Annotated in this window: 22 protein-coding genes and 1 pseudogene; 6 read left to right on the top strand and 17 right to left on the bottom strand. The window is 59.2% G+C overall.

Annotated elements, in window-relative coordinates; all coding sequences use genetic code 11:
* Nucleotides 1-52: 52 nt before the first annotated feature.
* On the bottom strand, nucleotides 53-1675 hold the full coding sequence (locus tag ACNYC6_RS02480; RefSeq protein WP_419710919.1) for an MFS transporter: 1623 nt from the start codon (nucleotides 1673-1675) through the stop codon (nucleotides 53-55).
* A 228-nt stretch (nucleotides 1676-1903) separates the two neighbouring features.
* Nucleotides 1904-3550, bottom strand: coding sequence for a GMC family oxidoreductase (locus ACNYC6_RS02475; protein ID WP_419710918.1), 1647 nt, complete (start codon nucleotides 3548-3550; stop codon nucleotides 1904-1906).
* Nucleotides 3551-3671: 121 nt separating this feature from the next.
* Here ACNYC6_RS02475 and ACNYC6_RS02470 point away from each other — a divergent pair, with 121 nt between their 5' ends.
* Nucleotides 3672-4574 carry a LysR family transcriptional regulator gene (locus tag ACNYC6_RS02470; RefSeq protein WP_419710917.1) on the top strand — a complete coding sequence of 301 codons (903 nt, stop codon included), beginning with the start codon at nucleotides 3672-3674 and terminating at the stop codon, nucleotides 4572-4574.
* Nucleotides 4575-4605: 31 nt separating this feature from the next.
* On the opposite strand, the gene ACNYC6_RS02465 is transcribed toward ACNYC6_RS02470, so the two are convergent.
* Nucleotides 4606-5706 carry a DNA alkylation repair protein gene (locus ACNYC6_RS02465; protein ID WP_419710916.1) on the bottom strand — a complete coding sequence of 367 codons (1101 nt, stop codon included), beginning with the start codon at nucleotides 5704-5706 and terminating at the stop codon, nucleotides 4606-4608.
* Between the two features lie 57 nt (nucleotides 5707-5763).
* Nucleotides 5764-7569 carry a monovalent cation:proton antiporter-2 (CPA2) family protein gene (locus tag ACNYC6_RS02460; RefSeq protein WP_419710915.1) on the bottom strand — a complete coding sequence of 602 codons (1806 nt, stop codon included), beginning with the start codon at nucleotides 7567-7569 and terminating at the stop codon, nucleotides 5764-5766.
* Between the two features lie 160 nt (nucleotides 7570-7729).
* Here ACNYC6_RS02460 and ACNYC6_RS02455 point away from each other — a divergent pair, with 160 nt between their 5' ends.
* Nucleotides 7730-8644, top strand: coding sequence for a LysR family transcriptional regulator (locus ACNYC6_RS02455; RefSeq protein ID WP_419710914.1), 915 nt, complete (start codon nucleotides 7730-7732; stop codon nucleotides 8642-8644).
* Here the strand turns inward: ACNYC6_RS02455 and ACNYC6_RS02450 are convergent.
* The 3 genes from ACNYC6_RS02450 to ACNYC6_RS02440 form a co-directional block, all read right to left on the bottom strand.
* Nucleotides 8634-9410: a substrate-binding domain-containing protein gene (locus ACNYC6_RS02450; RefSeq protein ID WP_419710913.1), complete on the bottom strand. Its 777-nt coding sequence runs from the start codon at nucleotides 9408-9410 to the stop codon at nucleotides 8634-8636. The two genes, ACNYC6_RS02455 and ACNYC6_RS02450, sit on opposite strands and share 11 nt — an antisense overlap.
* 25 nt (nucleotides 9411-9435) lie before the next feature.
* Nucleotides 9436-10728, bottom strand: coding sequence for an MFS transporter (locus ACNYC6_RS02445; RefSeq protein ID WP_419710912.1), 1293 nt, complete (start codon nucleotides 10726-10728; stop codon nucleotides 9436-9438).
* A 163-nt stretch (nucleotides 10729-10891) separates the two neighbouring features.
* On the bottom strand, nucleotides 10892-11959 hold the full coding sequence (locus ACNYC6_RS02440) for a diguanylate cyclase domain-containing protein (RefSeq protein WP_419710911.1): 1068 nt from the start codon (nucleotides 11957-11959) through the stop codon (nucleotides 10892-10894).
* 182 nt (nucleotides 11960-12141) lie between these two features.
* On the opposite strand from ACNYC6_RS02440, the gene ACNYC6_RS02435 reads away from it, so the two are divergent.
* Nucleotides 12142-12480 carry an FKBP-type peptidyl-prolyl cis-trans isomerase gene (locus tag ACNYC6_RS02435; RefSeq protein WP_419710910.1) on the top strand — a complete coding sequence of 113 codons (339 nt, stop codon included), beginning with the start codon at nucleotides 12142-12144 and terminating at the stop codon, nucleotides 12478-12480.
* A gap of 71 nt (nucleotides 12481-12551) precedes the next feature.
* On the opposite strand, the gene ACNYC6_RS02430 is transcribed toward ACNYC6_RS02435, so the two are convergent.
* The 4 genes and pseudogenes from ACNYC6_RS02430 to ACNYC6_RS02415 all read right to left on the bottom strand — a co-directional run bounded on the left by ACNYC6_RS02430 (nucleotide 12552) and on the right by ACNYC6_RS02415 (nucleotide 15401).
* Nucleotides 12552-12887 carry a hypothetical protein gene (locus tag ACNYC6_RS02430; protein ID WP_419710909.1) on the bottom strand — a complete coding sequence of 112 codons (336 nt, stop codon included), beginning with the start codon at nucleotides 12885-12887 and terminating at the stop codon, nucleotides 12552-12554.
* Between the two features lie 49 nt (nucleotides 12888-12936).
* Nucleotides 12937-13176, bottom strand: coding sequence for a pyocin S6 family toxin immunity protein (locus ACNYC6_RS02425; RefSeq protein WP_419710908.1), 240 nt, complete (start codon nucleotides 13174-13176; stop codon nucleotides 12937-12939).
* A gap of 15 nt (nucleotides 13177-13191) precedes the next feature.
* Nucleotides 13192-14408, bottom strand: a pseudogene (locus tag ACNYC6_RS02420) (colicin E3/pyocin S6 family cytotoxin).
* A 249-nt stretch (nucleotides 14409-14657) separates the two neighbouring features.
* Nucleotides 14658-15401, bottom strand: a complete 744-nt coding sequence (locus tag ACNYC6_RS02415) for an SDR family NAD(P)-dependent oxidoreductase (RefSeq protein ID WP_419710907.1) — start codon at nucleotides 15399-15401, stop codon at nucleotides 14658-14660.
* A gap of 296 nt (nucleotides 15402-15697) precedes the next feature.
* On the opposite strand from ACNYC6_RS02415, the gene ACNYC6_RS02410 reads away from it, so the two are divergent.
* Nucleotides 15698-16174: an MEKHLA domain-containing protein gene (locus ACNYC6_RS02410; RefSeq protein WP_419710906.1), complete on the top strand. Its 477-nt coding sequence runs from the start codon at nucleotides 15698-15700 to the stop codon at nucleotides 16172-16174.
* Nucleotides 16175-16255: 81 nt separating this feature from the next.
* Here the strand turns inward: ACNYC6_RS02410 and ACNYC6_RS02405 are convergent, their stop codons facing one another.
* From ACNYC6_RS02405 to ACNYC6_RS02385, 5 genes are all read right to left on the bottom strand, one after another.
* Nucleotides 16256-17275: a branched-chain amino acid aminotransferase gene (locus ACNYC6_RS02405; RefSeq protein ID WP_419710905.1), complete on the bottom strand. Its 1020-nt coding sequence runs from the start codon at nucleotides 17273-17275 to the stop codon at nucleotides 16256-16258.
* 232 nt (nucleotides 17276-17507) lie between these two features.
* On the bottom strand, nucleotides 17508-18893 hold the full coding sequence (lpdA, locus tag ACNYC6_RS02400) for a dihydrolipoyl dehydrogenase (RefSeq protein ID WP_419710904.1): 1386 nt from the start codon (nucleotides 18891-18893) through the stop codon (nucleotides 17508-17510).
* 3 nt (nucleotides 18894-18896) lie between these two features.
* Complete coding sequence (locus tag ACNYC6_RS02395; RefSeq protein WP_419710903.1) at nucleotides 18897-20168, bottom strand: dihydrolipoamide acetyltransferase family protein; 1272 nt, start codon at nucleotides 20166-20168, stop codon at nucleotides 18897-18899.
* Nucleotides 20169-21227 carry an alpha-ketoacid dehydrogenase subunit beta gene (locus tag ACNYC6_RS02390; RefSeq protein WP_338586402.1) on the bottom strand — a complete coding sequence of 353 codons (1059 nt, stop codon included), beginning with the start codon at nucleotides 21225-21227 and terminating at the stop codon, nucleotides 20169-20171.
* 1 nt (nucleotide 21228) lies between these two features.
* The gene (locus ACNYC6_RS02385) at nucleotides 21229-22464 is read right to left on the bottom strand and encodes a 3-methyl-2-oxobutanoate dehydrogenase (2-methylpropanoyl-transferring) subunit alpha (RefSeq protein WP_419710902.1); all 1236 of its coding nucleotides are present in this window, start codon (nucleotides 22462-22464) and stop codon (nucleotides 21229-21231) included.
* Nucleotides 22465-22649: 185 nt separating this feature from the next.
* On the opposite strand from ACNYC6_RS02385, the gene bkdR reads away from it, so the two are divergent.
* On the top strand, nucleotides 22650-23138 hold the full coding sequence (gene bkdR, locus ACNYC6_RS02380) for a Bkd operon transcriptional regulator BkdR (RefSeq protein WP_047528178.1): 489 nt from the start codon (nucleotides 22650-22652) through the stop codon (nucleotides 23136-23138).
* Nucleotides 23139-23307: 169 nt separating this feature from the next.
* Entirely contained in the window at nucleotides 23308-24966 is a 1659-nt protein-coding gene (locus ACNYC6_RS02375; protein WP_419710901.1) for a hypothetical protein, read from the top strand.
* Here the strand turns inward: ACNYC6_RS02375 and ACNYC6_RS02370 are convergent.
* Nucleotides 24953-25816, bottom strand: coding sequence for an MBL fold metallo-hydrolase (locus tag ACNYC6_RS02370; protein ID WP_419710900.1), 864 nt, complete (start codon nucleotides 25814-25816; stop codon nucleotides 24953-24955). The two genes, ACNYC6_RS02375 and ACNYC6_RS02370, sit on opposite strands and share 14 nt — an antisense overlap.
* Nucleotides 25817-25954 lie beyond the last annotated feature (138 nt).

The following is a 25954-nucleotide window of genomic DNA, read 5'->3' as shown; positions in this document are numbered from 1 at the left end:
TCAGATTAACCAAAACGCCCCGCTTGTGCGGGGCGTTTTTTTCGGCTGGCTGTCAGTTCTTGTCCAGATCCACGTTGCGTGTCTCACGCAAACAGATCATCCCCACCACCAGGCTGACCCCGGTGATCAACACCGGATACCACAGCCCGTAAAAGATGTCCCCGGTGTACACCACCAAAGCGAATGACACGGTCGGCAGGAAACCGCCAAACCAGCCGTTACCGATGTGGTACGGCAGCGACATCGAGGTGTAACGGATGCGGGTCGGGAACAGTTCGACCATCAGTGCCGCCAGCGGGCCGTAGCACATGGCGGAGATGATGATCAGCGCGACGATCAGCGCCACGATCATCGGCTTGTTGATCTGCTGCATGTCAGCCTGTTGCGGGTAACCGGCAAGGGTCACCGCGCCACGCAGGGCGGCTTCGTCGAAACCGTCGATCTTCACGTCGCCGACGCTGACCTGCACGCCGCTGCCGGCCGGGGCCGCTGCGCTCTGGTAGGGCAGGCCTTGCTTGACCAGGAAGGTCTTGACCTTGTCGCACGGGCTATCAAATTTCGCCTTGCCCACCGGGTCGAACTGGAAGGTGCAGGTGGCCGGGTCGGCCAGCACGGTGATCGGTGCCTGGCGGCTGGCCAGGTCGATGGCCGGGTTGGCGTAGTGGGCCAGGGTCTTGAAGATCGGGAAGTACAACGCCGTAGCCAGTAACAGGCCGAGCATCAGCACCGGTTTACGCCCGACCTTGTCCGACAGCCAGCCGAAGAAAATGAAGAACGGCGCGCCGATGGTCACGCTGACGATCAGCAGGCCGTTGGCCACGGCCGGGTCCATTTTCAGGAACTGGGTGAGGAAGAACAATACGTAGAATTGCGCCGCATAGAAGGTCACGGCTTGGCCAGCGTTGATGCTGAACAGGGCGATCAGCACGACCTTGAGGTTTTCCCATTTGCCGAAGGAATCGCGGATCGGCGATTTGCAGAGCTTGCCTTCCTCTTTCATTTTCACGAAGGCCGGGGATTCATGCAGGCTCAGGCGAATCCAGGTCGAGATGCCCAGCAGGATGATCGAAAACAGGAACGGAATGCGCCAGCCCCAGACTTCGAACTGATCGCCGGTGAAGTAGCGGCAACCGAGCACCACCAGCAGCGACAGCAACAGGCCGAGGGTGGCGGTGGACTGAATCCAGCTGGTGTGGAAACCGCGTTTGCCCATCGGCGCGTGCTCTGCCACGTACGTCGCAGCGCCGCCGTACTCGCCGCCCAGGGCCAGGCCCTGAAGCATGCGCAGCACCACGAGGATGATGGGTGCGGCGATGCCGATGCTGGCGTAGGTCGGTAACAAACCGACGCAAAAGGTCGCCAGACCCATGAGGACAATGGTCGCGAGAAAGGTGTATTTACGACCGATCATGTCCCCCAACCGACCGAAAACCAGGGCACCGAATGGCCTCACGATGAAGCCGGCGGCGAAGGCCATCAGCGCGAAGATGAACGCCGTGGTGTCGTTGACCCCGGCGAAAAACTGCTTGCTGATCACCGCCGCGAGGGCGCCATAAAGGAAAAAGTCATACCACTCGAACACCGTGCCGAGTGATGAAGCGAAGATGACTTTCTGGGTTTCCTGGCTGGTGCCCGCGCTGCGCGTGGCTTCCAGGGGCTGAACGTGTTCTGACATGTCGGTATCCCTCACAGTGATTGTTTTTGTTGTTCCACTGTCGGCGCCTGCCTTGTGGGCGGGTGCCGCTACTTCGATGTATCGGATGTATTTGTTTCCCTGTAGGGGCGAGCCTGATCCGGGCGGCGATCCGACGATGGTCGTCAACGATAACGCTGTAAACCTGACACCACGCGGCGCTCTCAGGTTCATCGCGAGCAGGCTCGCTCCTGCAGTGTCCGTGGGGGTTCACGGATGTGCGGCCAGTTCCTTTTGCGGGGCGATGCTCCTTGAATCGGGGTTGAGGATTAGCTGCGCGGCTTTCTCCGCGATCATCAGCGTAGGTGAACAGGTGTTGCCCGAGGTGATGCGCGGCATGATCGAGGCGTCGGCGATGCGCAGGCCCGGGATGCCGTGCACGCGCAGTTCGGCGTCGACCACGGCATCGACGTCATTGCCCATCCGGCAGGTGCCGACCGGGTGGAAAATCGTCGTGCCGATACGCGCGGCGGCTTCGTGTAACTCTTCTTCGCTTTGCAGGCTGTCACCGGGCAGGTACTCGACCGGTTTGAACGCCTTCAGGGCCGGCGCGGCGACGATGCGCCGGGTCAGCCGAATGGCATCGGCGGCGACCCGCAAGTCCTCCGGATGGCTCAGGTAATTGGGTTGAATCAACGGTGCTTCTTGCGGATTGGCCGAGCGGATGTCCACCCGGCCACGGCTTTGCGGACGCAGGTCGCAGACCGACGCGGTGAACGCCGGGAATGCGTGCAACGGTTCGCCGAAACGCTCCAGTGACAGGGGCTGCACGTGGTATTCCAGATTGGCTGAGGTCTGTTCCGGCCCGGAACGCGCAAACGCACCGAGCTGACTCGGCGCCATCGACAGCGGGCCGCTGCGGTCATACAGATAACGCAAGCCCATGCCCATCTTGCCCCATACGCTGCCGGCGATCTGATTGAGCGTGCGGGCGTTCTCCAGTGTGTAGATCAGGCGCAGTTGCAGGTGATCCTGCAAGTTGCCGCCGACGCCGGACAACTCATGGACGACGCCGATGCCCAGGCGTTGCAGCAGCGGGCGAGGGCCGATGCCGGAGCGTTGCAGGATGCTCGGTGAACCGACGGAACCGGCGCAGAGGACGATTTCCTTGCGCGCCTTGAAGGTCTTCACCTGATGTTGCCAGCGGGCGCTGACCGCCGACGCGCGACCGTTTTCCAGCAATACGCGGTCGACTTCAACGCCGGTCAGCACCGTCAGATTGGGGCGATTGCGGACAGGTTTGAGAAACGCTTTCGCCGCGTTCCAGCGAATACCGGCCTTCTGGTTGACCTGGAAGTAACCGCAACCCTCGTTGTCGCCCTGGTTGAAGTCATCGATGCTGGCAATGCCGCTTTGCTCGGCGGCGCTGCGGAAGGCATCGAGAATCGGCCACGACAGACGCTGGCGTTCGACCCGCCAGTCGCCACTGGCGCCGTGAAATTCCGAATCGCCAGCGAAGTGGTTTTCGCTTTTCTTGAACAGCGGCAGCACATCCTGCCAGCGCCAGCCGGGGTTGCCGTCGGCGGCCCAGCCATCGTAATCGCCAGCCTGGCCACGCATGTAGATCATGCCGTTGATGGACGAGCAGCCGCCCAGCACTTTGCCGCGCGGGTAACTCAGGGTGCGGCCTTGCAGGCCCGGTTGCGCTTCGGTCTTGAAGCACCAGTCGGTGCGCGGGTTACCGATGCAGAACAGGTAACCGACGGGGATGTGAATCCATGCATAGTTGTCGCGGCCACCGGCTTCGAGCAGCAGCACCCGGTGTTGCGGGTTGGCCGACAGTCGATTGGCCAGCAAACAACCGGCCGGTCCTGCGCCGACCACGATGTAGTCGTATTCATCAAGGGAAGACTGCATCCCTGGCCTCGTCTTGTTGTTCTTGTTGTCGGTCATCCTAGTTGTTAGCTTTCGTCAAAAGAATGTTAGTTTTTGCGCAGCTGCTGTGCGTTTTTAAACAACGACGACCTAAGGATGGACGATGTTCGACTGGAATGACCTGCGGTTTTTTCTCGAGCTACAGCGTAGCGGGCGTTTGCTGACCGCGGCCCGCCGTTTGAACACCACTCACGCCACGGTGGCGCGGCATATCGAGGCCGTTGAAAAAAGCCTCGGCACTGCGCTGTTCGTGCAGCATGCCCAAGGTTATGAACTGACGCCGGCCGGCGAAGCACTGCTCAAACACGCCGAGGCCATGGAAAACGTCGCGTTGCTGGCCCAGGAGGAAATCACCCAGTCCACGGCGCCGCTGGGCAAGATTCGCGTCGGGGTCACGGAAGGGCTGGGCATCATGTTCCTCGCCAGTCGCATGAACGGCTTGTTCGAGCGCTATCCGGGACTGGAAGTGGAACTGGTGGCGGTGCCGCGCTTTGTCAGCATCCTCAACCGCGAGGCGGAAATCAGCATCCACCTTGAACGTCCGTCCGCTGACATGCTGGTCACGCGCAAACTCACTGACTATCGCCTGGCGCTTTACGCCAGCCAGGATTACCTCGATCGTGCGCCACCGCTGGGCAGTCGCGAGGACCTGGGGCGGCATGCGTGGATCGGCTATGTCGACGACTTACTGTTCAGCCAGGAATTGATGTTCCTCAACAGCTTCTGCCGCAACCCGCAGGTGGTCTTTCACAGCACCAGTGTGATTGCCCAGCAGCAGGCTGCGCGCGCGGGTTTAGGGATTGCCGTGCTGCCGTGCTACATGGCCAGTGCCGACCCCGGTCTGGTGCCGTTGTTTCCCGATGAAAGCATCCTGCGCAGTTACTGGATCAGCACCCGGCGCGAGTTGCACAAATCCGTGCGGTTGCGGGTGATGTGGGATTACGTGGTGGAGTTGTGTGAGCGCGAGCAGGACTTGCTGCTGGGCTCGAACGCACAGGTGATTTAACGGTGAGCTTCATCCTTGTTGGAACCGAGTTTCACGGGAGGATTTCAAACGCCGTACTGGCCAGCCGCTCGCCATTGACCATCACATGCACCGCATGCTTTCCCGCATAGTGCTTGCGAGTGGTCAGCTCCTTGATATGCTGGCCACGGCTCAAATGCTCAGTGCCATTGCCTGGCAGCGTCAGCCCCTTGAGCTTGAACACCTTCGCTGAAGTGCTGCCGTTGGCTTTCACGTAGTCGATGGCGTAGTCGATCACCAGCCGCTGGCTGTCCGCCACCGTGGATTTGACGGCGAAGGACAGGGTGATTTTCTCCCCCAGGCCAATCACCGGCGGGTGGACTCGCACATCGATGATCTCGACTTCAGGTTTGCCACCCGCACCAATGATCGCCAACGCCCGCGGGTTACCCTGTTTGATCAGGCTACGCAGCGCATGTTTGGCGATCCACGCGGTGTGTTTGTTATCCAGCGACCAGCCTTCGATCAGGTCGAGCACCCAATCGGGATGATCCTTGGTGATGTCGTTGAGGTGGTTGGCCACGGACTTGCGCACGTAAAGGCTGGTGTCGGCCTTGAGGTTGTCGAGGATGCGCGCGGCCAGATTCGGGTTGGCCTGAACCTGTTCCAGGCGAAACGACCACGGCAAGCGCGGGCGACAACCCTCGCTGGCCAGGCGCCGGACATGCTCGTTGTCGTCCAGCGACCAGTCGTGCATCAGCTTCAGCGACCGTTCGGGATCGCTGCGCAGGAAATGGCGAATGGCGAATTCCGAAGAACCAAAGGCGGTGAAGTACTTGAGCGCGTCCATCGACACGTCGAAGCGATCGGCACCGTAAGTCGCCACGTAATGCGGCAGGCACATGCTGACAAAGCCGCTGTTGAGACGCGGCGCAAGGGCGCGCAATACCTCAAGCGATGCTTCAAAACCCAGCGGCAGTACCGCGTGCAGGCAATCGCTGACGCGGGCCATGCGTTGCATCACCGACAGCTCCGCCAGGCCGGTCATGGCCAGTTTCAGGAAGGCCTTGGCGTCGAACTCCGGATAGACCGCCGTCATCTCGCTGGCGATGTGCTGGAGGCGTTCGGCGTTGAAGATTTCCTTGAGGGCGGGGGAGGATTGCTCGGCAGACATTGTCGGGTTCCTTGGTATTTAAGATTTATCCAGTGCACCGCGTTTTCGTTCACCCACTCACTTTTTACCTGCCTGCTCTTCCAGCTGATCCGATTCAAACAACCTCGCCAGCTCCGCCCGCGCTTCTTGCGCCGTTTGCTTGACCTTCACCGCGTCGTCATAAATCGCATGCTGGGCTTCGAGCACCTGTTCGTCGTGATGCTTGAAGCGCTTGATCCGCGCATCGGCCTGAGCCTGGGTCAAACCCAGCCCGATCAGCGTCTGCCGGCTCATTTCCAGGCTGGAATGAAAGGTCTCGCGCACGGCGTGGGCGCCCACGTCCATCAGCCGATGCACATGCTGACGGTTACGCGCGCGGGCGATGATCTTGATGTGTGGGTAGAGCCTGCGCACCAGTTCGGCGGTCTTGATGTTGGTGTCCGGATCGTCAGTGGCGATGACGAAGAATTCGGCTTCGCCGACTTTGGCCGCGCTGAGGATTTCCGGGCGCATCGGGTCGCCGTAGAACACCGGCACGCCGCCGAAGCTGCGGGACAGTTCGATGGTTTCCACCGAGGTGTCGAGGGCGACGAACCTGATGTTCTGCGCCCGCAGGATACGGGCGACGATCTGGCCCATGCGACCCATGCCGGCGATCACCACGCGAGGCTCATCGGCATCGATTTCACGGAATTTCTCGGGAACGACCACCGGCTGCACCTTGGGGCTGGCCAGACGCGCACAGACCAGCAGCAACAAGGGTGTAAGGGCCATGGACAAGGTGATCGCCAGTACCAGCAGGCCATACAGGCGCGGGTCGAACAAACCGTGATCACGGCCGATCTTGAACACTACGAAGGCAAATTCACCGCCGGCTGCCAATACGATGCCCAGGCGAATCGCGCTGACCTTGTTCAAGCCTCCGAGGCGTCCGACGATAAACAGCAGCGGCAACTTGACGGCGATCAGCAGCACCGTCAGCCCCAACACCACGATGGGCTCGCGCAGCAGCAGACTGAGGTTCGCACCCATGCCGACGCTCATGAAAAACAGCCCCAGCAGCAGGCCCTTGAACGGTTCGATCTGTGCTTCCAGTTCGTGGCGGTATTCGGAGTCCGCCAGCAGCAGACCGGCGAGAAATGCGCCGAGGGCCATGGAAATACCGGCCAGGTCCATCAGCCAGGCGGTGCCCATTACCACCAGCAAGGCGGTCGCGGTGGACACTTCCGGCAAACCGCTTTTGGTGACGATGCGGAACACCGGCCGCAGCAGATAGCGTCCGCCGACCACCACAATGGCAATGCTGACCAGCACGCGCAGCCCCTGATTCACATCGTCGGCTGCGCTGAGATTTTGATCGCTGCCCGCCAGCAGCGGCACCATGGCGATCAGCGGGATCGCGGCGATGTCCTGGAACAGAAGGATCGCGAACGCCAGACGCCCGTGGGGGCTGGTCAGCTCCTTGCGTTCGGCCAGGCTTTGCAGGCCGAAAGCCGTGGACGACAGGGCCAGACCCAGGCCCAACACAATCGCGGTGTTCAGCGGCTGCCCGAACACATACAGCGCCAGCAAGCCCAACACCGTTCCCGTCAGCAGCACCTGCGCCAGGCCGACGCCGAACACCGACTTGCGCATCACCCACAACCGTCGGGGCGACAGCTCAAGACCAATGATGAACAGCAGCAACACCACGCCGAGTTCCGAGATGTGGGCGACGCTTTCCGGGTTGCCGATCAAACCGAGCACCGACGGACCGATGATCACCCCGGCAAACAGATAACCCAGCACCGCCCCCAGTTGCAGGCGCTTGGCCAGGGGAACGGTGAGCACGGCCGCGAGCAGAAAAACGACTGCGGCTTGCAACAGACTGCCTTCATGGGGCATGGCGAAAACTCCATTAACTCGGTACGGCAAGGGCGACAAGGATAAAGGCTCGACCCAGTTGCGTCAGCATAGCGTCGGAACTCAGTTGTTACATTTTGCATTAATTGGTTACATTCATAGAATAAGCGGATCAATCTGACCCGAGCGCTGAGTTCACTCCATGGCCATCAATTTCGACCTCAACGATCTGCAAGCCTTCCGCGCCGTGGTGGAGCAGGGCAGCTTTCGCAAGGCTGCCGACACGGTACGCATCTCCCAGCCAGCCCTGAGCCGGCGAATCGAAAAACTCGAAGACGCGCTCGGTGTCCGGTTGTTCGAACGCACCACCCGCAAGGTCAGCCTGACCCAGGCCGGACGGGGTTTCGTGCCCAGCGTTGAACGCTTGCTCGACGACCTGGATGTGGCGCTGCTGGGCATCAGCGAAGTCGCTTCGACCCGGCTCGGCCACGTCACCGTCGCCTGCGTGCCGTCGGCGGCGTACTACTTCATGCCGCGGGTAGTCGCGCACTATCACCGGCAATTTCCGCGGATCAAGGTCAAGGTGCTGGATTCCAGCGCCCATGAAGTGTTGAGCGCGGTGGTCAATGGCGAAGCGGATTTCGGCCTGAGCTTCATGGGCTCGCTGGAGGCCGAAGTCGATTTCTTGCCGCTGGTGCAGGAAAGCTACGTCGTGGCCTGCCGGCGCGATCACCCATTGGCCGGACGCAGCAGCGTGACTTGGGACGAGTTTTATCAGCAGGATTACATCTCGCTGGACAAGACCTCAGGCAACCGTTTTTTGCTCGATCAGGCATTGACCGGCGTGGTGCCGCAACGGCCGAGCATCTGCGAAACCCGGCATGTTACGACGATGATTGGACTGGTGGAGGCGGGGTTGGGTGTTGCGGCGGTGCCGTTGATGGCGATGCCGGCAGCGGATCACCCGATTCTGACGCGGGTGCCACTGACCGATCCGCAAGTGATGCGCAGCGTTGGTTTGATCAAGCGCCGGGGTCGAACCCTGACCCCGGCAGCACTTGAACTGGAACGGCTGGTGGTGGAAATGAAAGTCCGGGAGCCTGCGGTCAGCGGTTGACTGAATCCAGGCCGGTGGCTTTCACGTCCGGTTGCGCCTGGGCCGATGCCATGTACTCAAGCAACGCCTTGGCCTCGGCCGGGTGTTGTGCACCCACCGGAATGCCGGCGGCAAAGCGGGTGACCGACTGCACCGATTCCGGAATCTTCGCCACAAAACTCACGCCCGGCACCGGCAGCAATTCGCTGACCTGCTGAAAGCCCAATTGATAGTCGCCCGTGGCAACCACTGAGCCCACGGGGATTTTCGGCACCATGCTCGACTTGGCTTTGAGCTGATCCTCGATACCCAGGCGTTTGAACAATTGCTGCTCGATGTACACGCCACTGGCGCTGTCGGAATAGGCCACGGATTTGGCGTCCAACAGGGTCTTTTTCAGGCTGTCGACCGAGCTGATGTCCGGCTTCGGTGCACCTTCGCGCACCACCAGGCCGATCCGCGAATCGGCCAGTTCAACCCGAGAGGCCGGGTCGACTTTGCCTTGCTTGATCAGATCGGCCAGCGCGTAGCCGACCATGATCACCACGTCAGCTTTCTCTCCGCGTGCCAGGCGATTGGGGATCGCTTCCGGGGCCTTGCCCATCGATGGACCGAGTGCGGTATCGAGGGTGTTGCCGGTGGACGCTGCGAATTTCGGGCCGAGAATTTTGTAGGCCGCGGTGAAGCCGCCGGAGGTCATCACACGGATTTCTTCGGCCTGTGCCGCAGCACTGAAGGCCAGGCTGACGAGCAAGCCAAGGGCCGCAACATTGAATAGCTTTTTCATGGGCGATTTCTCTGAGAGGGCTGATTCACGAAAGGGCGGGTTGCAGGCGCCCGCTGGTGCGGCGATAGAGGTACAGCGTTGCGCACAACGCACAGAGCGCAGCGATACTCATCCAGTAACCGGGTGCCGCCTTGTCGCCGGTGTACTGGATCAGGAAGGTCGACATCGCCGGGGTGAACCCGCCAAACACTGCGGTGGCCAGGCTGTAAGCCAGAGAGAAACCGGCCACTCGGACTTGCACCGGCATGATTTCCGTCAGCGCCGGAATCATCGCGCCGTTGTACAAGCCGTAAATGAACGACAGCCACAGCAGCACCAACAGCATGTTGATGAAGCTCGGTGCCTGCACCAGGTACGACAGCGCCGGATAGGTCGAAGCCAGCGCCAGCAGAGCCATGGTGATCAACACCGGACGACGGCCGATACGGTCGGAGAGTGCGCCACCAATCGGCAGCCAGAAGAAGTTCGACACACCCACCAGCAACGTCACCAGTAGCGCATCGGAGGTGCTCAGGTGCAGCACGGTTTTGCCGAAAGTCGGCGCATACACGGTGATCAGGTAAAACGCGGTGGTGGTCAGGGCGACCATCATCATCCCGGCGAACACGATCACCCAGTTCTGCGCCAGCGTGCGGAACACCTCGCCCATGCTCGGGCGCTGCTTGCGAGCGACGAACTCTTCGGTTTCCTCCAGGTTGCGGCGCAGGAAGAAAATGAACGGCACGATCATGCAGCCAATGAAGAACGGAATCCGCCAACCCCAGTCGGCAATCATCGCCGGCGCCATCCATTGGTTCAGGCCATAGCCCAACGCCGCAGCGACGATGATCGCCACTTGCTGGCTGCCCGACTGCCAACTGGTGAAAAAACCTTTATTGCCCGGCGTGGCGATCTCCGAGAGGTACACCGAGACACCACCCAATTCCGCGCCTGCCGAGAAGCCTTGGAGCAATCGGCCAATCAACACGAGGGCCGGGGCGAACAGGCCGATGGTTTCGTAACCGGGGACCAGCACAATCAGAATTGTGCCGCTGGCCATGATCGACAACGTAACGATCAGCCCTTTGCGCCGACCGACATCATCGATGTAGGCACCCAACACCACGGCGCCGAGCGGGCGCATCAAGAATCCTGCGCCGAACACGGCAAAGGTCATCATCAGCGAGGCGAACTCGCTGCTGGCGGGGAAGAACACCGCAGCGATCTGCGTGGCATAGAAACCGAAAAGGAAGAAGTCGAACTGTTCGAGGAAGTTGCCCGAGGTGACCCGGAAGATGGCGCTGGCGCGAGAGCTTCCGCGCGGAATTGAGGCTGTCATCGATAAATACTCCACCGCTTTTATGACGTGCGCTGCGTGTACGCGGCGCACGGTTCTTATTGGGGCGGATAGTGGAGCAGGGGGATCGATATGTTAATTGCATAGTTGGCATGCATTGATGTGCGAAGTGGATCAATGCTGTGAGCGGCGCAGATCCAGCCATTCATTCAGCCCGGCTGACCGCCTGCTCGCCCAACCGATACTGATTGTTCCCACTGCGCTTGGCCTCATACATTGCCAGGTCGGCAATATGAATCAGCCGGTCCATGCTCGGCGCATGATCCGGGAACACCGCGACCCCGAGGCTGGTGCCGATGTGGCGCTGGTCGCTGCCGATGGTCATGGGTGGGGAGAGTTCGACGAAGATTTTCTGGCAGATGCTGCGGGCTTCGTCTTGCAGGCTGCCTCCTGGGGGCAGGTCCTGGAGAATGACCACGAATTCGTCGCCACCGATGCGGGCGACGGTGTCGGTGGCGCGGAGGATTTTTTTCAGGCGGGTGGCGGTGGTGATCAGCACCCGGTCGCCGGCGGCATGGCCGTAATGGTCATTGATCGCCTTGAAACCGTTGAGGTCTACAAACACCAGCGCCACCCGGGTTGCGCTGACACGCGCCCGTTCCAGTGCCTCGGATAATCGCTCTTCGAGCACCAGCCTGTTGGGCAGCCCGGTCAGCGGGTCGAAATGGGCCAGGTGTCGCAGGTAACTGGCCGACGCTTTTTCCTCGGTGATATCGCGCACCACGCCCATCATCTTGATCGTTTCGTCGCAGTCGTTCTTGACCACGTTGCCGGTTTCCCGCAACCAGCGGATGGTGCCGTCGGGCCAGACCACGCGGTATTCCTCGTCGTGGTTTTCGCCGGTGGCCAGGCAACGCAACTCGCCGGCGCGAACCCTGGCCCGATCGTCCGGGTGCACGCAGGAACAGAACAGTGCGTAGGAGGGCGTCACTTCGCCGATCTTGAAGCCGAACATGCCGTAGATCGCCTCGGACCAATAGAGCTTGTCGGTGTCGACATCCCAGTCCCAGGTGCCAATGCGGGCGAAGTATTGGCTGCGCTTGAAGCGCTCGGCGTCGCCGTCCTGACGAATGTTCTGACCTTCGGCGAGGCTGTTGATGATGTCGCGGTACTCGGCGAGTCGCCTGCGCAATTTGCGCTCGCGGCAAATCAGCACGACGATCAGAACGAGCATCACCGAGCCGATGGCGGCACTGGTCCAGAGCAGGGTCATTCAGGGATGGCCATCATGGCGTCATAAACCCCAAGTGTGGATGATGGTTAGCTTAGTGCAGGACAACTTCGGCAAACAGCCGCAAACGGTGGTCAAGCGAGGGCAAAGGTTGCCAATCGACGGCAAATCTGGGAAAACGGCGCCCATCGGCCCTTGGGCGAACGAGCATACGAGTGAAATCAATGAATGACGAGCTACAGGTAATCGATCTACAGGTGGGTGACGGTAAAACCGCCATCAAAGGCGCATTGATCACCACCCAGTACCGTGGCTGGCTGGAAGACGGCACTGAATTCGATTCTTCCTACAGCCGGGGCAAGCCTTTTCAATGCGTGATTGGCACCGGTCGGGTGATTAAAGGATGGGATCAAGGCCTGATGGGCATGCAGGTCGGTGGCAGGCGCAAGTTGCTGGTGCCGGCGCATCTGGCCTACGGCGAGCGCACGATGGGCAAGATCACGCCGAATTCGAATCTGGTTTTTGAGATTGAGTTGCTGGAAGTTTTGACGCGGGATGATTGAGGGTGATAGCTGAGCTGTTGTGGTGGGCGGTAAGTCCCACCACAGTGTTCTGTATTTGAAGGCTCGTCGGGTCAGGTAAATGCGTCAATATCATCGAGCGTATCCGCGATAATTCCTTCCAGGGAAGGAAATTTTTGCTTTACGGTTTCGAGTGCCGGGAGGACCACTTCCCTGTCCAGTTTTCCGTGCCTGCGAGCGATATGACCAAGCGCGGTGACGGCGGATGCTGCAATCGGTTCAGTTCCATTCTCAAGATGTTTCAGGCAAACGATCAGAGCCCAAACGTTGTCCTGCTCATTCAAACCAATCGAAATCAGCGCGGTGACAATGTCCGTTACTAAGTCGCTATCAAGAAGGCTGCCTGCTTCGTCGTGGCTAATTGATGGATCCCGATAGATAAAACTCATTTTTTAGCTCTCCGGAATTTTTGCGCACCTCCCTCCGGCACAGTACTTTCTAGCCCCGTACCCCTATGAAGAGATCCAGTTCAGACGGTAGCGGCTCTTTGAGAGCTGAAGCGATTTTTTGCACTTGCTCGTCGGACAGCAACCACTCTCCATCCGCACTTTCGTCTAGACTTTTCCAGCCAAGAACACCCATAACAACGCCTTCAAACTCTGGTTGAACGGTCAGTTCGTATTTTAATGAGTCATCCTTGTCATCACCTTTGAAAAAGCCACTAATCCATAAAAACATAATTACTCTCCGAATCTATTTCGCGGTGAATCTGCCGGGTGTCGCGGGGTCGATCTGGTCACCTGTTTCGTGGTTGAACTCACCAAGATGCTTACCTTGTTTGTCGTAGAGTTCGATTGCGCCAGTCTTGCTATCCCATTCAAATATTCGACCCTTTCGATCCTTCCATCGGCTTCGTTTACCTCCGCCGCCCTGAACACTGCTTTTTGATTTAACAGGAAGGGCATCTGGAAATGCAGGTAATGACAGCGGCGGTCGGTGGTACTTTATATCACCGCCGATAGCAGGTCTTGAGATCACAACATACAGCGGCTGGACTCCAGATTCAGCCGGAAAACAAGGATAAAGTCGTTGTATTCAGGAGGGTGGATCGGGTCGACGATGATGTTATCTGCCTGTTCAGTAGGCGGATAAATCCAGATGTGCGGGGCTTGTGGGGCACTTTCCAGCGGTGGAATCCCCGACGCGTCGGAAGGGTCAACGGCAGGTGTCCATATCAACGTTGTCCCGTTGCCAAAGTCCGCAACTTGCTGAGCGCCTTGAGCCACGAACTGCACCACGGGAATCATTTCCCAATCGCGGCGATTCTGGGTGTTGTATCCGTATCCCTTGATGCTGCCATCAGCTTGTTGTTCTACGTGTAGGCGGACACGTGTACGGCCTTTCTGAAGTGACCTGAGCTGTTCCTCCGTATAGAGGGAACTGTCCCCCAAACTCGACGGCCAAAGTAGGGCGACCATTCCCAACAATGCCCCAGTGACAACACCACCCGTCACTACGCCTGCGGTACCGGCAGCACGGGTGCCAGTGACACCCGCCTGGCCTAACAGAAGCGTTCCCAATGCAGGAGGTAACCGGCTGCCACCGATTTTTTTGAGTGGAATATTTCCCGCTGAATCCCTTTCACGGCCACCTAACAGGGAGAGCTTTCCGTAGTCAGCCAGTGCCTCCACCGGGACAAACCCGGCGCGGTTGTCATGATTGATCACGCCGTTGGGGAGTTTGCAGCTTTTGGCGAACACACAACCCATAGGGCTTGGCTGTTCCTGTTGATGAGGTTGCCTGAAGAGGCGGTCTTCATATGCCTGTTGTCGCGCCAGCATATCGTCATATGCTTTTTGGCTTGCGTCCCGCTCCGCCAGTTCGGTGGTGGTCATGAAGCGGCTGGAGGCGTGGTGTCCGTCGCCTTGAGGTGGGTTTTTAACCCGAGGTATGTCGGTTCTGCCGGCCATGAGCGTCCTTGTTTCATTTTCTAGTAGCGATGCGGACGCTAAATCAGGCTGCACTTTATAGATGTAAGGTGTTTCTGAAACATCTGTGGGAGAGCCTGCTTGCGATGAGCGATGACGCTGACCACCCCTGGGTCGCAAGGAGATCAGCGCGCGGTTTGGGTTGCAGGTGGCGATGTCAGAAGAACGCTCGACAATAGCCTCGAAAAAACATCATGTTGGTGCTTCCACGTATTGATATTTATAGGGTTATTAGCGAATCGTGTACCCGCTATCGACCACCCAGTCCTGGCCGATGACATTGCGGGCGCCGTTGCCGAGCTGGAACAGGATCACGTCGGCGACGGCCCCGGCTTCCAGGAACTGACCGTCTAACAGCCGCAGGTTGACTGCGTTGGCCACGTCGCTCAGCTCTTCGCTCTTCAGGCCCAGGGTGGACCAGATCGGCGTGGCGGTAGGGCCGGGCGACACGGTGTTGATGCGGATGCCGTGCGGCGCCAGTTCTACCGCCAGGGTGCGGGCATGGTGGATCAACGCCGCTTTGGATGCGATGTAGGCGGCCAGTCCGGGAAAGGTCACTTGTGCCAGGAAGGTGCCGATGAACACCACCGAAGCGGAGGCCGCCAATTGCCCGCGCAGGCAGGCCAGGGTGTTAAGCGCACCGGCGCCGTTGACCGCCCATTGCCGGTCGAACGCGGCCAGGTCCAGGCCGTCGGCGAGCTCTGCAATGCCGGCGTTCGGCACCAGATAGCTCACCGGGCCCATGGTTGCAGCCTGTTTCGCCAGCCGCGCCAGATCGTCCGGTTGGGTCACATCACCCGCCACCCACGATAGTTGCGTCGTGAAGCGTTCTGCCAATTCACCGAGACCGCCGATCTGGCGTGACATTGCCAACACGCGGGCACCTTGAGCCAGCAGCCGCTCGGTGACGGCCAGACCGATTCCGGAACTGGCACCGGTGACGACGGCGAGACGATCCTGAAAAGTATTGTTCATAAACGATGTTCCTTTGGTCAGTGAGCGTTTACAGGTCACGTACCAAGAATCAGGCCAATGTGAAGAGGCTTGAAACGCAGGTGCTTGGGGCGGGTGAGGGTTATTTTGACTCGATGGGGTTGTTGTCATTAAGACTGTTTTTGGTCTTTTTGACTGTGCGAAAAATAGAAGATTTACAGCGGCTTACAGCGCTCTTCAAAACCGTGAGCTGATTGAAAGAAACAAAATCGGGTCTGTTTTTTATCGCGAGTTTTCAGTAGCGTCGGTGCGACTCACCTTTCATCAGCAGGAGCCCCATGTCGCCATTCAATGAATTCCGGGAGATGGTTCAACAGCTGGATGCCGCTTATCGGCACTGGACCGGCGCACACTTGCCTGCACCGGATTCGCTGAGCGAAGACGAGCGCCTGGCGTGGTTGCATGCCCATGCACCCTACGCCTTGCTGGCCCATGGCACCGAAGACGATCCGCTGTTTTATTACGCCAACGAGCAGGCGCTCGCCAGTTTCCAATATCCGCGCGAGCAGTTCATCGGCATGCCTTCGCGTTTCAGTGCATCACCGCTGGATCGGGAAATGCGCCAGACCTTGCTGGAGCAAGTCACGGCCAAGGGCATCGCCCACGGCTACAGCGGTTATCGGGTCGACCGCATGGGGCAAGCGTTCATGATTCATGAAGGCAGTGTCTGGACGCTGCTGGACGAACAGGGCGTTCGCTGTGGCCAGGCCGCGTTGTTCTGGCCGGACCCGGAACGCGTGGGGCAACTCGGCTAGATCGGTGTTGCGACCGGGCAAAAAAAATCGCCGCCTTCGAGTACCGAGGGCGGCGATTTTTTATTGCGGATGGGCGTCAGGTCAAACCTTGACGATCCAGCCCGCTGGCGCTTCGATGTCGCCGGTCTGCACGCCGGTCAGCTCTTTGTAGAGCTTCTGGGTGATCGGGCCGACTTCGGTTTCGCTGTGGAACACGTGCAGGTGGTCGTTGTAGTCGATGCCGCCAATAGGCGTAATCACTGCAGCCGTACCGCAAGCGCCGGCTTCCTTGAAGTCAGACAGCTTGTCGATCAGCACGTCACCTTCAACCACTTCCAGGCCCAGACGGGACTTGGCCAGCTCGATCAGCGACAGACGGGTGATGCCCGGCAGTACCGACGGCGAGTTCGGGGTCACGAACTTGTTGTCGTGGGTGATCCCGAAGAAGTTGGCCGAACCGACTTCCTCGATCTTGGTGTGAGTCATCGGATCCAGGTAGATGGCGTCGGCGAAGTTGGCTTTCTTGGCCTTGGAGCCCGGCATCAGGCTGGCGGCGTAGTTGCCACCGACCTTGGCGGCGCCGGTGCCTTGTGGTGCGGCACGGTCGTAACTGGAAATCTGGAAGTTGTGCGGGGTCAGGCCGCCCTTGAAGTAGGCGCCGACCGGGATGCAGAAGATCGAGAAGATGAACTCGGGTGCAGTACGCACGCCGATGTTGTCACCCACGCCGATCACGAACGGGCGCAGGTACAGCGCGCCGCCGGTGCCGTACGGCGGGATGAAGCGTTCGTTGGCGCGGACCACTTCTTTGCAGGCTTCGATGAACTGCTCGGTTTCCACCATCGGCATCAGCAGGCGCGCACAGCTGCGCTGCATGCGCTGGGCGTTCTGGTCCGGGCGGAACAGGTTGATCGAGCCGTCCTTGCAACGATAGGCCTTCATGCCTTCGAAGCATTGCTGGCCATAGTGAAGGGCAGTCGAGCCTTCGCTGATGTGCAGCACGTTATCTTCGGTCAGGGTGCCCTTGTCCCACTCGCCATCGCGAAAGTACGACAGATAGCGCTTGTCGGTCTTGATGTAGTCAAAACCCAGCTTGTCCCAATTGATGCTTTCGTTACCCATGACACCCTCTATCACTGAACAACCGTCGAAACGGTTCAAGGCTTCTGACGTTTTTTGGATGGGGACAACAATACTTCATTCCGGGCCTGTTTCGCAGCCCGGACTATCGGATGACAGACAGATAAATCGAGTTGGCCTCAAGAAATCGCCAGCAGGCTGGCTCCCACAGGGGAACGCATTCCAATTGTGGGAGCCAGCCTGCTGGCGATGGATCCATCACTGCCACCCTCAGTTACAGGTGCAGCGCATGGCCTAGTGCCCGCAACGCCGCTTCCTGCACCGCCTCGCCCAGCGTCGGATGCGCATGGATGGTGCCGCCGATGTCTTCCAGCCGTGCGCCCATTTCCAGGCTTTGCGCGAACGCCGTGGACAATTCGGACACGCCGACGCCCACCGCCTGCCAACCAACAACGACATGATTGTCCCGACGGGCGACCACACGCACGAAGCCGCTTTTCGATTCCAGTGTCATCGCCCGGCCATTGGCGGCGAACGGGAAGCTGGAAACGATGCAATCCAGGCCGGCAGCCTTGACGTCGTCCGGGGTCTTGCCGACCACCACCAGTTCCGGGTCGGTGAAGCACACGGCGGCAATGGCGGTAGGGTTGAACTCACGGGACTTGCCGCTGATCAGCTCGGCAACCATCTCGCCCTGAGCCATGGCCCGGTGCGCAAGCATCGGTTCACCGCTGAGGTCGCCGATGGCGTAGACGTTGCGCATGCTGGTCTGGCAGTGGTTGTCGATCTTGATCGACGAGCCGTTCATGTCCAGGTTCAGCGCTTCGAGGTTCCAGCCCTGGGTGCTCGGTTTACGGCCAACGGCCACCAGTACCTGATCGGTCTCCAGGTTCAAGGTGTCGCCGTTCGGCTCCAGAACCTGCAAGGTATTATTCGAAGAATCAAAGCCGCGTACGCTGTGTTTCAAGTAAAGCTTCACGCCGAGTTTTTTCAGTTCGTCGTGCACCGGTTGGGTCAGTTCGGCGTCGTAGGCCGGCAGGATGCGATCCTGCGCTTCCACCACGCTGACGTCCGCACCCAGTTTGCGATAGGCAATGCCCAGTTCCAGACCGATGTAGCCACCACCCACCACAATCAGCCGTTTCGGCACGGATGTCGGCGCCAGGGCTTCGGTGGACGAGATGATCGGCCCGCCAATCGGCAGCATTGGCAGGTTAACGCTCTTGGAACCGGTGGCCAGCACCAGGTGTTCGCACTGAATGCGCGTGTCGCCGACGTCGACGGTTTTGCCGTCAACCACCTTGGCCCAGCCTTGAACGACCTGGACCTTGTTCTTTTTCAGCAGCGCCGCAACGCCGGTGGTCAGGCGATCAACGATGCCGTCCTTCCACTCGACGCTCTTGGTGATATCGAGGGTCGGTGCCGAAACGCTGATACCCAGAGCGGAATGCTGGCTGTGGTGTTGCGTCTGGTGAAACTGCTCGGCGACATGAATCAGCGCCTTGGACGGAATGCAGCCGATGTTCAGGCAAGTGCCGCCCAGGGATTGGCCTTCCACCAGAATGGTCGCTATGCCCAACTGGCCGGCACGGATCGCCGTTACATAACCGCCAGGGCCGCCGCCGATGATCAGCAGCTTGGTGTTCAAAGTCTGTTGCATGCCTTACTCCACAAACAGCGTTGCGGGTTGTTCGAGCAAGCCACGGATGGCCTGGATGAAGAGCGCCGCGTCCATACCGTCGACCACGCGGTGATCGAAGGAGCTGGAGAGGTTCATCATCTTGCGGATCACGATCTGGCCTTTGATCACCATTGGCCGTTCGACGATTTTGTTCACGCCAATGATCGCTACTTCCGGCAGGTTCAGCACCGGCGTGCTGACAATGCCGCCCAACGCGCCGAGGCTGGTCAGGGTGATGCTCGAGCCGGACAACTCATCGCGGCTGGCCTTGCCGTTGCGCGCAGCGGTGGCCAAGCGAGAAATTTCAGTCGCGCTGTCCCACAGGCTGCGGGCTTCGGCGTGACGCACCACCGGCACCATCAAACCGATGTCGGCCTGAGTGGCGATGCCCATATGCACCGCGCCGAGGCGGGTGATGACCTGGGCTTCGTCGTCGTAACGGGCGTTGATCTGCGGGAAGTCGCGCAGGGCGACGACCATGGCGCGGACGAGGAACGGCAGCAAGGTCAGCTTGCCGCGGGTCGCACCGTGTTTTTCGTTGAGGTGCGTGCGCAGCTCTTCCACGGCGGTGACGTCGATTTCTTCGACGTAACTGAAATGGGCGGCACGCTGGGTGGCGTCCTGCATGCGCTGGGCGATCTTGCGGCGCATGCCGATTACCGGGATTTGTTCTTCGTCGGTGCGTTGGGTGTAGGCGCTGCTGGCCGTCGATGCATTGGACTGACCCTGCGCCAGGTAGGCGTCGAGGTCTTCATGCAGTACGCGACCGGCCGGGCCGGACCCACGCACCAGACGCAGCTGAATGCCCAAGTCCAGCGCATGCTTGCGCACGGCCGGGGACGCCAGCGGACGCTCGTCGGCTTCGCGAGCGACCATCGGTCCCTGGCAAACGGCGGCTTTCGGCGTTGCAGCAGCGACCGGTTTGCTTTCCACCACGGCTTCGACTGTTGGCGCTGCGACCGGCGCTTCTTTTACAGGTGCCGGTTGCGCCGACTCCTTAACATTGCCCGCGCCTTCGACTTCAATGCTGATCAGCACACTGCCGACCGCCATGACTTCGCCCGGCTGACCGCCGAGGGCGATGACCTTGCCATGGACCGGCGATGGAATATCCACCATCGCTTTATCGGTCATGACATCGGCCAGTACCTGATCTTCGACGACCATGTCGCCGACCTTGACGTGCCACACCGACAATTCGACTTCTGCAATGCCTTCGCCAATGTCCGGCATTTTAATAACGTGCGTGCCCATTCAGACCTCCATGACCCGTTTCAGAGCCGCGCCCACACGGGACGGGCCAGGGAAATACGCCCACTCTTGCGCGTGCGGGTAGGGGGTGTCCCAACCGGTGACGCGTTCGATTGGCGCTTCCAGGTGGTGGAAGCAGTGCTCTTGCACCAGCGACACCAGTTCGGCGCCGAAACCGCAGGTGCGAGTGGCTTCGTGGACGACCACGCAGCGGCCGGTCTTCTTCACCGACTTGACGATGGTTTCCAGGTCCAGCGGCCACAAACTGCGAAGGTCGATCACTTCGGCGTCGATGCCGGTTTCTTCAGCGGCCACTTGCGACACGTACACGGTGGTGCCGTAAGTCAGGATGGTCACGTCCTTGCCCGGACGGGTAATGGCGGCGACGTCCAGCGGCACGGTGTAGTAACCGTCCGGCACTTGCGCGGCCGGGTGTTTCGACCACGGCGTTACCGGGCGGTCGTGGTGACCGTCGAACGGGCCGTTGTACAGGCGTTTCGGCTCCAGGAAGATCACCGGGTCATCGTTTTCGATGGAAGCGATCAGCAGGCCCTTGGCGTCGTACGGGTTGGATGGCATGACGGTGCGCAGACCGCACACCTGAGTGAACATCGCCTCGATGCTCTGGCTGTGGGTCTGGCCACCGTAGATGCCGCCACCGCAGGGCATGCGCAGGGTCATCGGTGCGGTGAACTCGCCGGCCGAGCGATAACGCAGGCGGGCGGCTTCGGAAATGATCTGGTCGGACGCCGGGTACACATAGTCGGCGAACTGGATCTCGGCCACCGGGCGCAGACCGTAGGCGCCCATGCCCACGGCCACGCCGACGATACCGCTCTCGGAGATCGGCGCGTCGAACACGCGGGAGGTGCCGTACTTGTTCTGCAGGCCCTCGGTGCAGCGGAACACGCCGCCGAAATAACCGACGTCCTGGCCGAACACCACGACGTTGTCGTCACGCTCAAGCATCACATCCATGGCCGAGCGCAGGGCCTGGATCATGGTCATGGTGGTCGTGGTCATGGCGGTGTCCAACTGGATATTGTTGTTGTGATCGTTCATGTCAGATCCCCAGCTCTTGACGCTGGCGCTTCAAGTGCTCCGGCATCTCTTTGTAGACGTCTTCGAACATGGTCGCGGCGCTTGGAATCTGGCCACCGGCCAAGGTGCCGAATTTCTCGGCTTCTTTCTGTGCGGCGATCACTTCGGCTTCCAGTTCGGCGCTGACGGCGGTGTGTTCCTCTTCGGACCACTGGCCGACCTTGATCAGGTGCTGCTTGAGACGCGCGATCGGGTCGCCCAACGGGAAGTGGCTCCAGTCGTCGGCAGGACGGTATTTCGATGGGTCATCGGAGGTGGAGTGCGGGCCGGCGCGGTAGGTAACCCACTCGATCATGGTCGGGCCGAGGTTGCGGCGGGCGCGTTCGGCGGCCCAGGCCGAGGCGGCGTAGACCGCGTAGAAATCGTTGCCGTCGACCCGCAGCGAAGCGATGCCGCAACCGACGCCACGACCGGCGAACGTGGTGGCTTCACCCCCGGCAATCGCCTGGAAGGTGGAGATCGCCCATTGATTGTTGACCACGTTGAGGATCACTGGCGCACGGTAAACGTGGGCGAACGTCAGGGCGGTATGGAAGTCAGATTCAGCGGTGGCGCCGTCGCCGATCCAGGCCGAGGCGATTTTGGTATCGCCCTTGATCGCCGAGGCCATGCCCCAGCCCACAGCCTGGACAAACTGGGTGGCCAGGTTGCCGGAAATGGTGAAGAAACCGGACTCTTTCACCGAGTACATGATCGGCAGCTGGCGTCCTTTGAGCGGATCGCGCTCGTTGGACAGCAGTTGGCAGATCAGGTCCACCAGCGGTACGTCGCGGGCCATCAGGATGCTTTGCTGACGGTAGGTCGGGAAGCACATGTCGTCGATGTTCAAGGCCAGGGCCTGGGCACTGCCGATGGCTTCTTCGCCGAGGCTCTGCATGTAGAACGACATTTTCTTCTGACGCTGGGCAACCACCATGCGGTTGTCGTAGATGCGCGTCTTGAGCATGGCGCGCATGCCTTTGCGCAGAATCTCGGTAGGCACGCCTTCGGCCCACGGACCCAGGGCGTTGCCCTGATCGTCAAGCACGCGAATCAGGCCGCGGGCCAGGTCTGCCGTGTCGGCCGGTTCAACGTCGATTGGGGGTTTGCGCACCGTGCCGGCATCGGTCAGATGCAGGTAGGAGAAGTCGGTTTTGCAACCGGGACGGCCCGAAGGTTCAGGGACGTGCAGGCGCAGCGGTTCGTACGCTTGGGTCATGGCTTCTACGCTCGATCTTGTGAATTTCTTGTAGTGAGCTGACAGATTTCGTTCTGTGGAAGAAATCTTGTCCTACAACAATCATAGGCCCGGCCAAGAAGAATATTTCTCTCTGTTTCGTTGCGCTAAAGATCATTTGCAGATAAAAAATCTGCATAAACATAAAAAACAGGTGGTTTTATCTCATGCGCAAACTGGACCGTACCGATATTGGCATTCTCAACAGCCTTCAGGAGAACGCGCGGATCACCAATGCTGACCTGGCACGCTCGGTCAACCTGTCGCCGACACCGTGCTTCAACCGGGTCAAGGCGATGGAAGAGTTGGGCCTGATTCGCGAGCAGGTAACGCTGCTCGACGCTGACCTGCTGGGGCTGCACGTGAACGTGTTCATCCACGTCAGCCTGGAGAAGCAGGTGGAAGAGGCGTTGCAGCATTTCGAGGAAGCGATCTCAGACCGCCCCGAGGTGATGGAGTGCTATCTAATGGCCGGCGACCCGGATTACTTGATCCGCGTTTTGGTGCCGACCATTCAGTCGCTGGAACGCTTCATGATGGACTTTCTGACCAAGGTGCCGGGGGTGGCGAACATTCGGTCGAGTTTTGCGCTCAAGCAGGTGCGGTACAAAACTGCACTGCCATTGCCCGCGAATGGAATGACGCTGGATAAGTGATGATTAAGACGGTGCATCGACAAATTTAGTATGGGTTGTAAGCGCCGCCTTTACAGTTATTCTACGAGGCCCGGTTTGAAAGTAAATAGTATGTTTATCGCTCCTTAATTAATTAGAGGCGAATAAAAAGATGGGAAGTTCAATAGATAAAATATTCTTGGCTTGCACAATGGACATACATCCTGATGATCTTGATGATGAAGGTAATATAAAGGAGTATGTGACACCCGTTTTTGAACCATTTTTTGAGAGGGATTTTGAAATTCAGTCAATTGACCCTCAATCTTTAATGGAGGGTGGGCCAGGTCCTTCTCAGGACGACGGGGATGTGTCGGTAACCGCCGGGTGGTGCCCTGGTGGGAGTTGGAGCGGCGGAATTTGCAAACCCTTCAATAATAACCGAACGCACTGGATGAGCACGTACATAGGCGTGAGAAACTTGCCGATTGATATGGCAATCCTGCCTGGCACCCACAACGCCGGTTTCGATAAACAAGCCCAATGGGCACCCAGTCTGGAGGTTTGTCAGGACGTATCACCCCATGATCAGTTGAATGCAGGTATCCGCGTGCTGGATCTCAGGGTCCAACATTTTACGGGTTATCCATGGGGCGATCCTCGGCGGTTTAGTATTTTTCATTCAACAGTAAATGGGAGAACTGTTCAGGGCGATATCATTGCTGGCGTGAAATCTTTTCATTATGGCGTAGGCTGGGATCGTCGACGGGAAGTTGTAATACTGGACTTTCATCAATTTAAGGGATTTACCGAAGCTGCCCATAATGAACTGGCAGGTATCCTTAAAGCACAATTCGGCGACAGGATTATTTCTCAGGTATACAAAAACCTGACAATCTCCCAAATATGGGCCTTGCCAAACTTTAAAAATGTCGTTATTGCCTATTACGCAACACCCAGAGACGAAGTTTTCTGGCCGGGTGTCAATCAGCGCTGGATTGGTTCAAACACACCTTCGGACCGGGAACTTGGCGCCTTTATCAGTAGAGTTGGCAATGAAACCAAACCGACAGGTGAAGTCAGATCAATCCAGGCTCACCGAATGAGTTTGCCTTTCGATGGGGCCAAAGACATTTCTGGTTCGTTGATGTCGTGGTTTGCTGCGGGCAGTGCCAATCATCCGATCATGAAGCATTTCATCATTCATACGGATTGGTCACTTCGGCATCGATTAGTGGATAACATCATATATTCGAACCAATTTCGTGCCCGCGCGCTTGGCATTCCGGACGTCAAGTTGGCCCGTCCGGCCGAAGCCAGCATTCAGAGCGATGCACGGCATCTCATTTTCAAGATCAGCGACGAACACGCTGCCGAAACCGTCGCATTGCCGCGAATTCTCGACGAACAATTCCATCGACTGCTGATTTGTATGGAATCTTCTCGCGAATTTGAGTTGGATATGAGTGGCAGTGATGTCCGGCTGACGCGAGTTCGTTTGTCGAAGGGCGATGCTGTGGCTTTCGTGTGTTTAGACGGTAATCGTCAATGGAAATTGCAGGTTCGCGACTATTCTCCCAACGAACAGGGCTATCTGATTCCGGCGCCCTGCGACGGCGAGAAATTTGTGCGTTACACACTGTCGATTGGTAATTACGCGCCATTGATTTGTCTGCCAACTCTGGCACCCGATACGAGTGTGGTGGTGGTCGTCAACAAGGCGACCTCAGACACCCGAATCAGCCATCATCAGAAACCGGGGGAACCCGAACATCTGATCTCCCACGGCCAGTCTCTGGCGTTTACCTTTAATTCGGCAAGCGGCCTATGGGAAAAGCAGGTCGCAGGATCCGACGTCACAGCTGATTGATCGGGATTTTCAGGTAGGTCACGCCATTGTCTTCGGCCGGTGGCAAATTCCCCGCCCGCACATTGACCTGGATCGCCGGCAGCAACAGCGTCGGCATTCCCAACCCCTCATCGCGTCGGGTGCGCATGGCGACGAAGGCTGCTTCGTCGATGCCGTCGCGCACGTGGATGTTGTTTTTACGCTGCTCGCCAACGGTGGTCACGCACTGCGGGGTGCGGCCTTCGGGCGGGTAATCGTGGCAGACATACAGGCGCACGCTGGCGGGGAAGGCCAGCAGTTTATGGATCGAGGCGAACATCTGATTGGCGTTGCCGCCGGGAAAGTCGCAGCGTGCGGTGCCGACGTCCGGCATGAAAAGGGTGTCGCCGACCAGAATCACATCGTTGCCGATCAGATAGGCCATGTCCGCCGGCGTATGGCCGGGCACATGCAGGGCCGTGGCCTTCAGGTTGCCGATGGAAAATGATTCATCCGGGGCGAACAGGTGATCGAATTGTGAGCCATCTATGCAGAACTCCGGCTCAAGGTTGAACAGGGACTTGAACACGTTCTGCACCTTACAGATCGACTGGCCGATGGCGATCTGGCCGCCCAGTTCCCGGCGCAGGTACGGTGCGGCGGACAGGTGATCGGCGTGAGCATGGGTTTCCAGCAACCATTGCACCTGCAAGCGGTGCTCGCGCACGAACGCGATGATCCGGTCGGCCTGCACGGTAGTGGTTCGCCCGGCGGCGGGGTTGTAGTCGAGCACCGGGTCGACGATCGCGCATTGCCCGCCATCCGCTTCGTAGATCACGTAGCTGTAGGTGGACGAGGCATCGTCGAAAAAGGCTTCAATCAGGGCAGGCATGAGGGTTGTTTCTTCGTGGACAAGTCATGAGGTTAGTTTCATTTTCCTTGCGCTGACCAGCCCCGCGTCAATTCTGTTAACGAAAAATCCGGACGGGCTCTATCCTGTCACTCTATCGATACCGGGCGTTCCCGGCCT

The sequence above is a fragment of the Pseudomonas sp. NFX224 genome, assembly GCF_048565165.1.
In the GTDB taxonomy this organism is placed as follows: Bacteria; Pseudomonadota; Gammaproteobacteria; order Pseudomonadales; family Pseudomonadaceae; genus Aquipseudomonas.
This window is presented reverse-complemented; position numbering and strand designations above follow the sequence as displayed.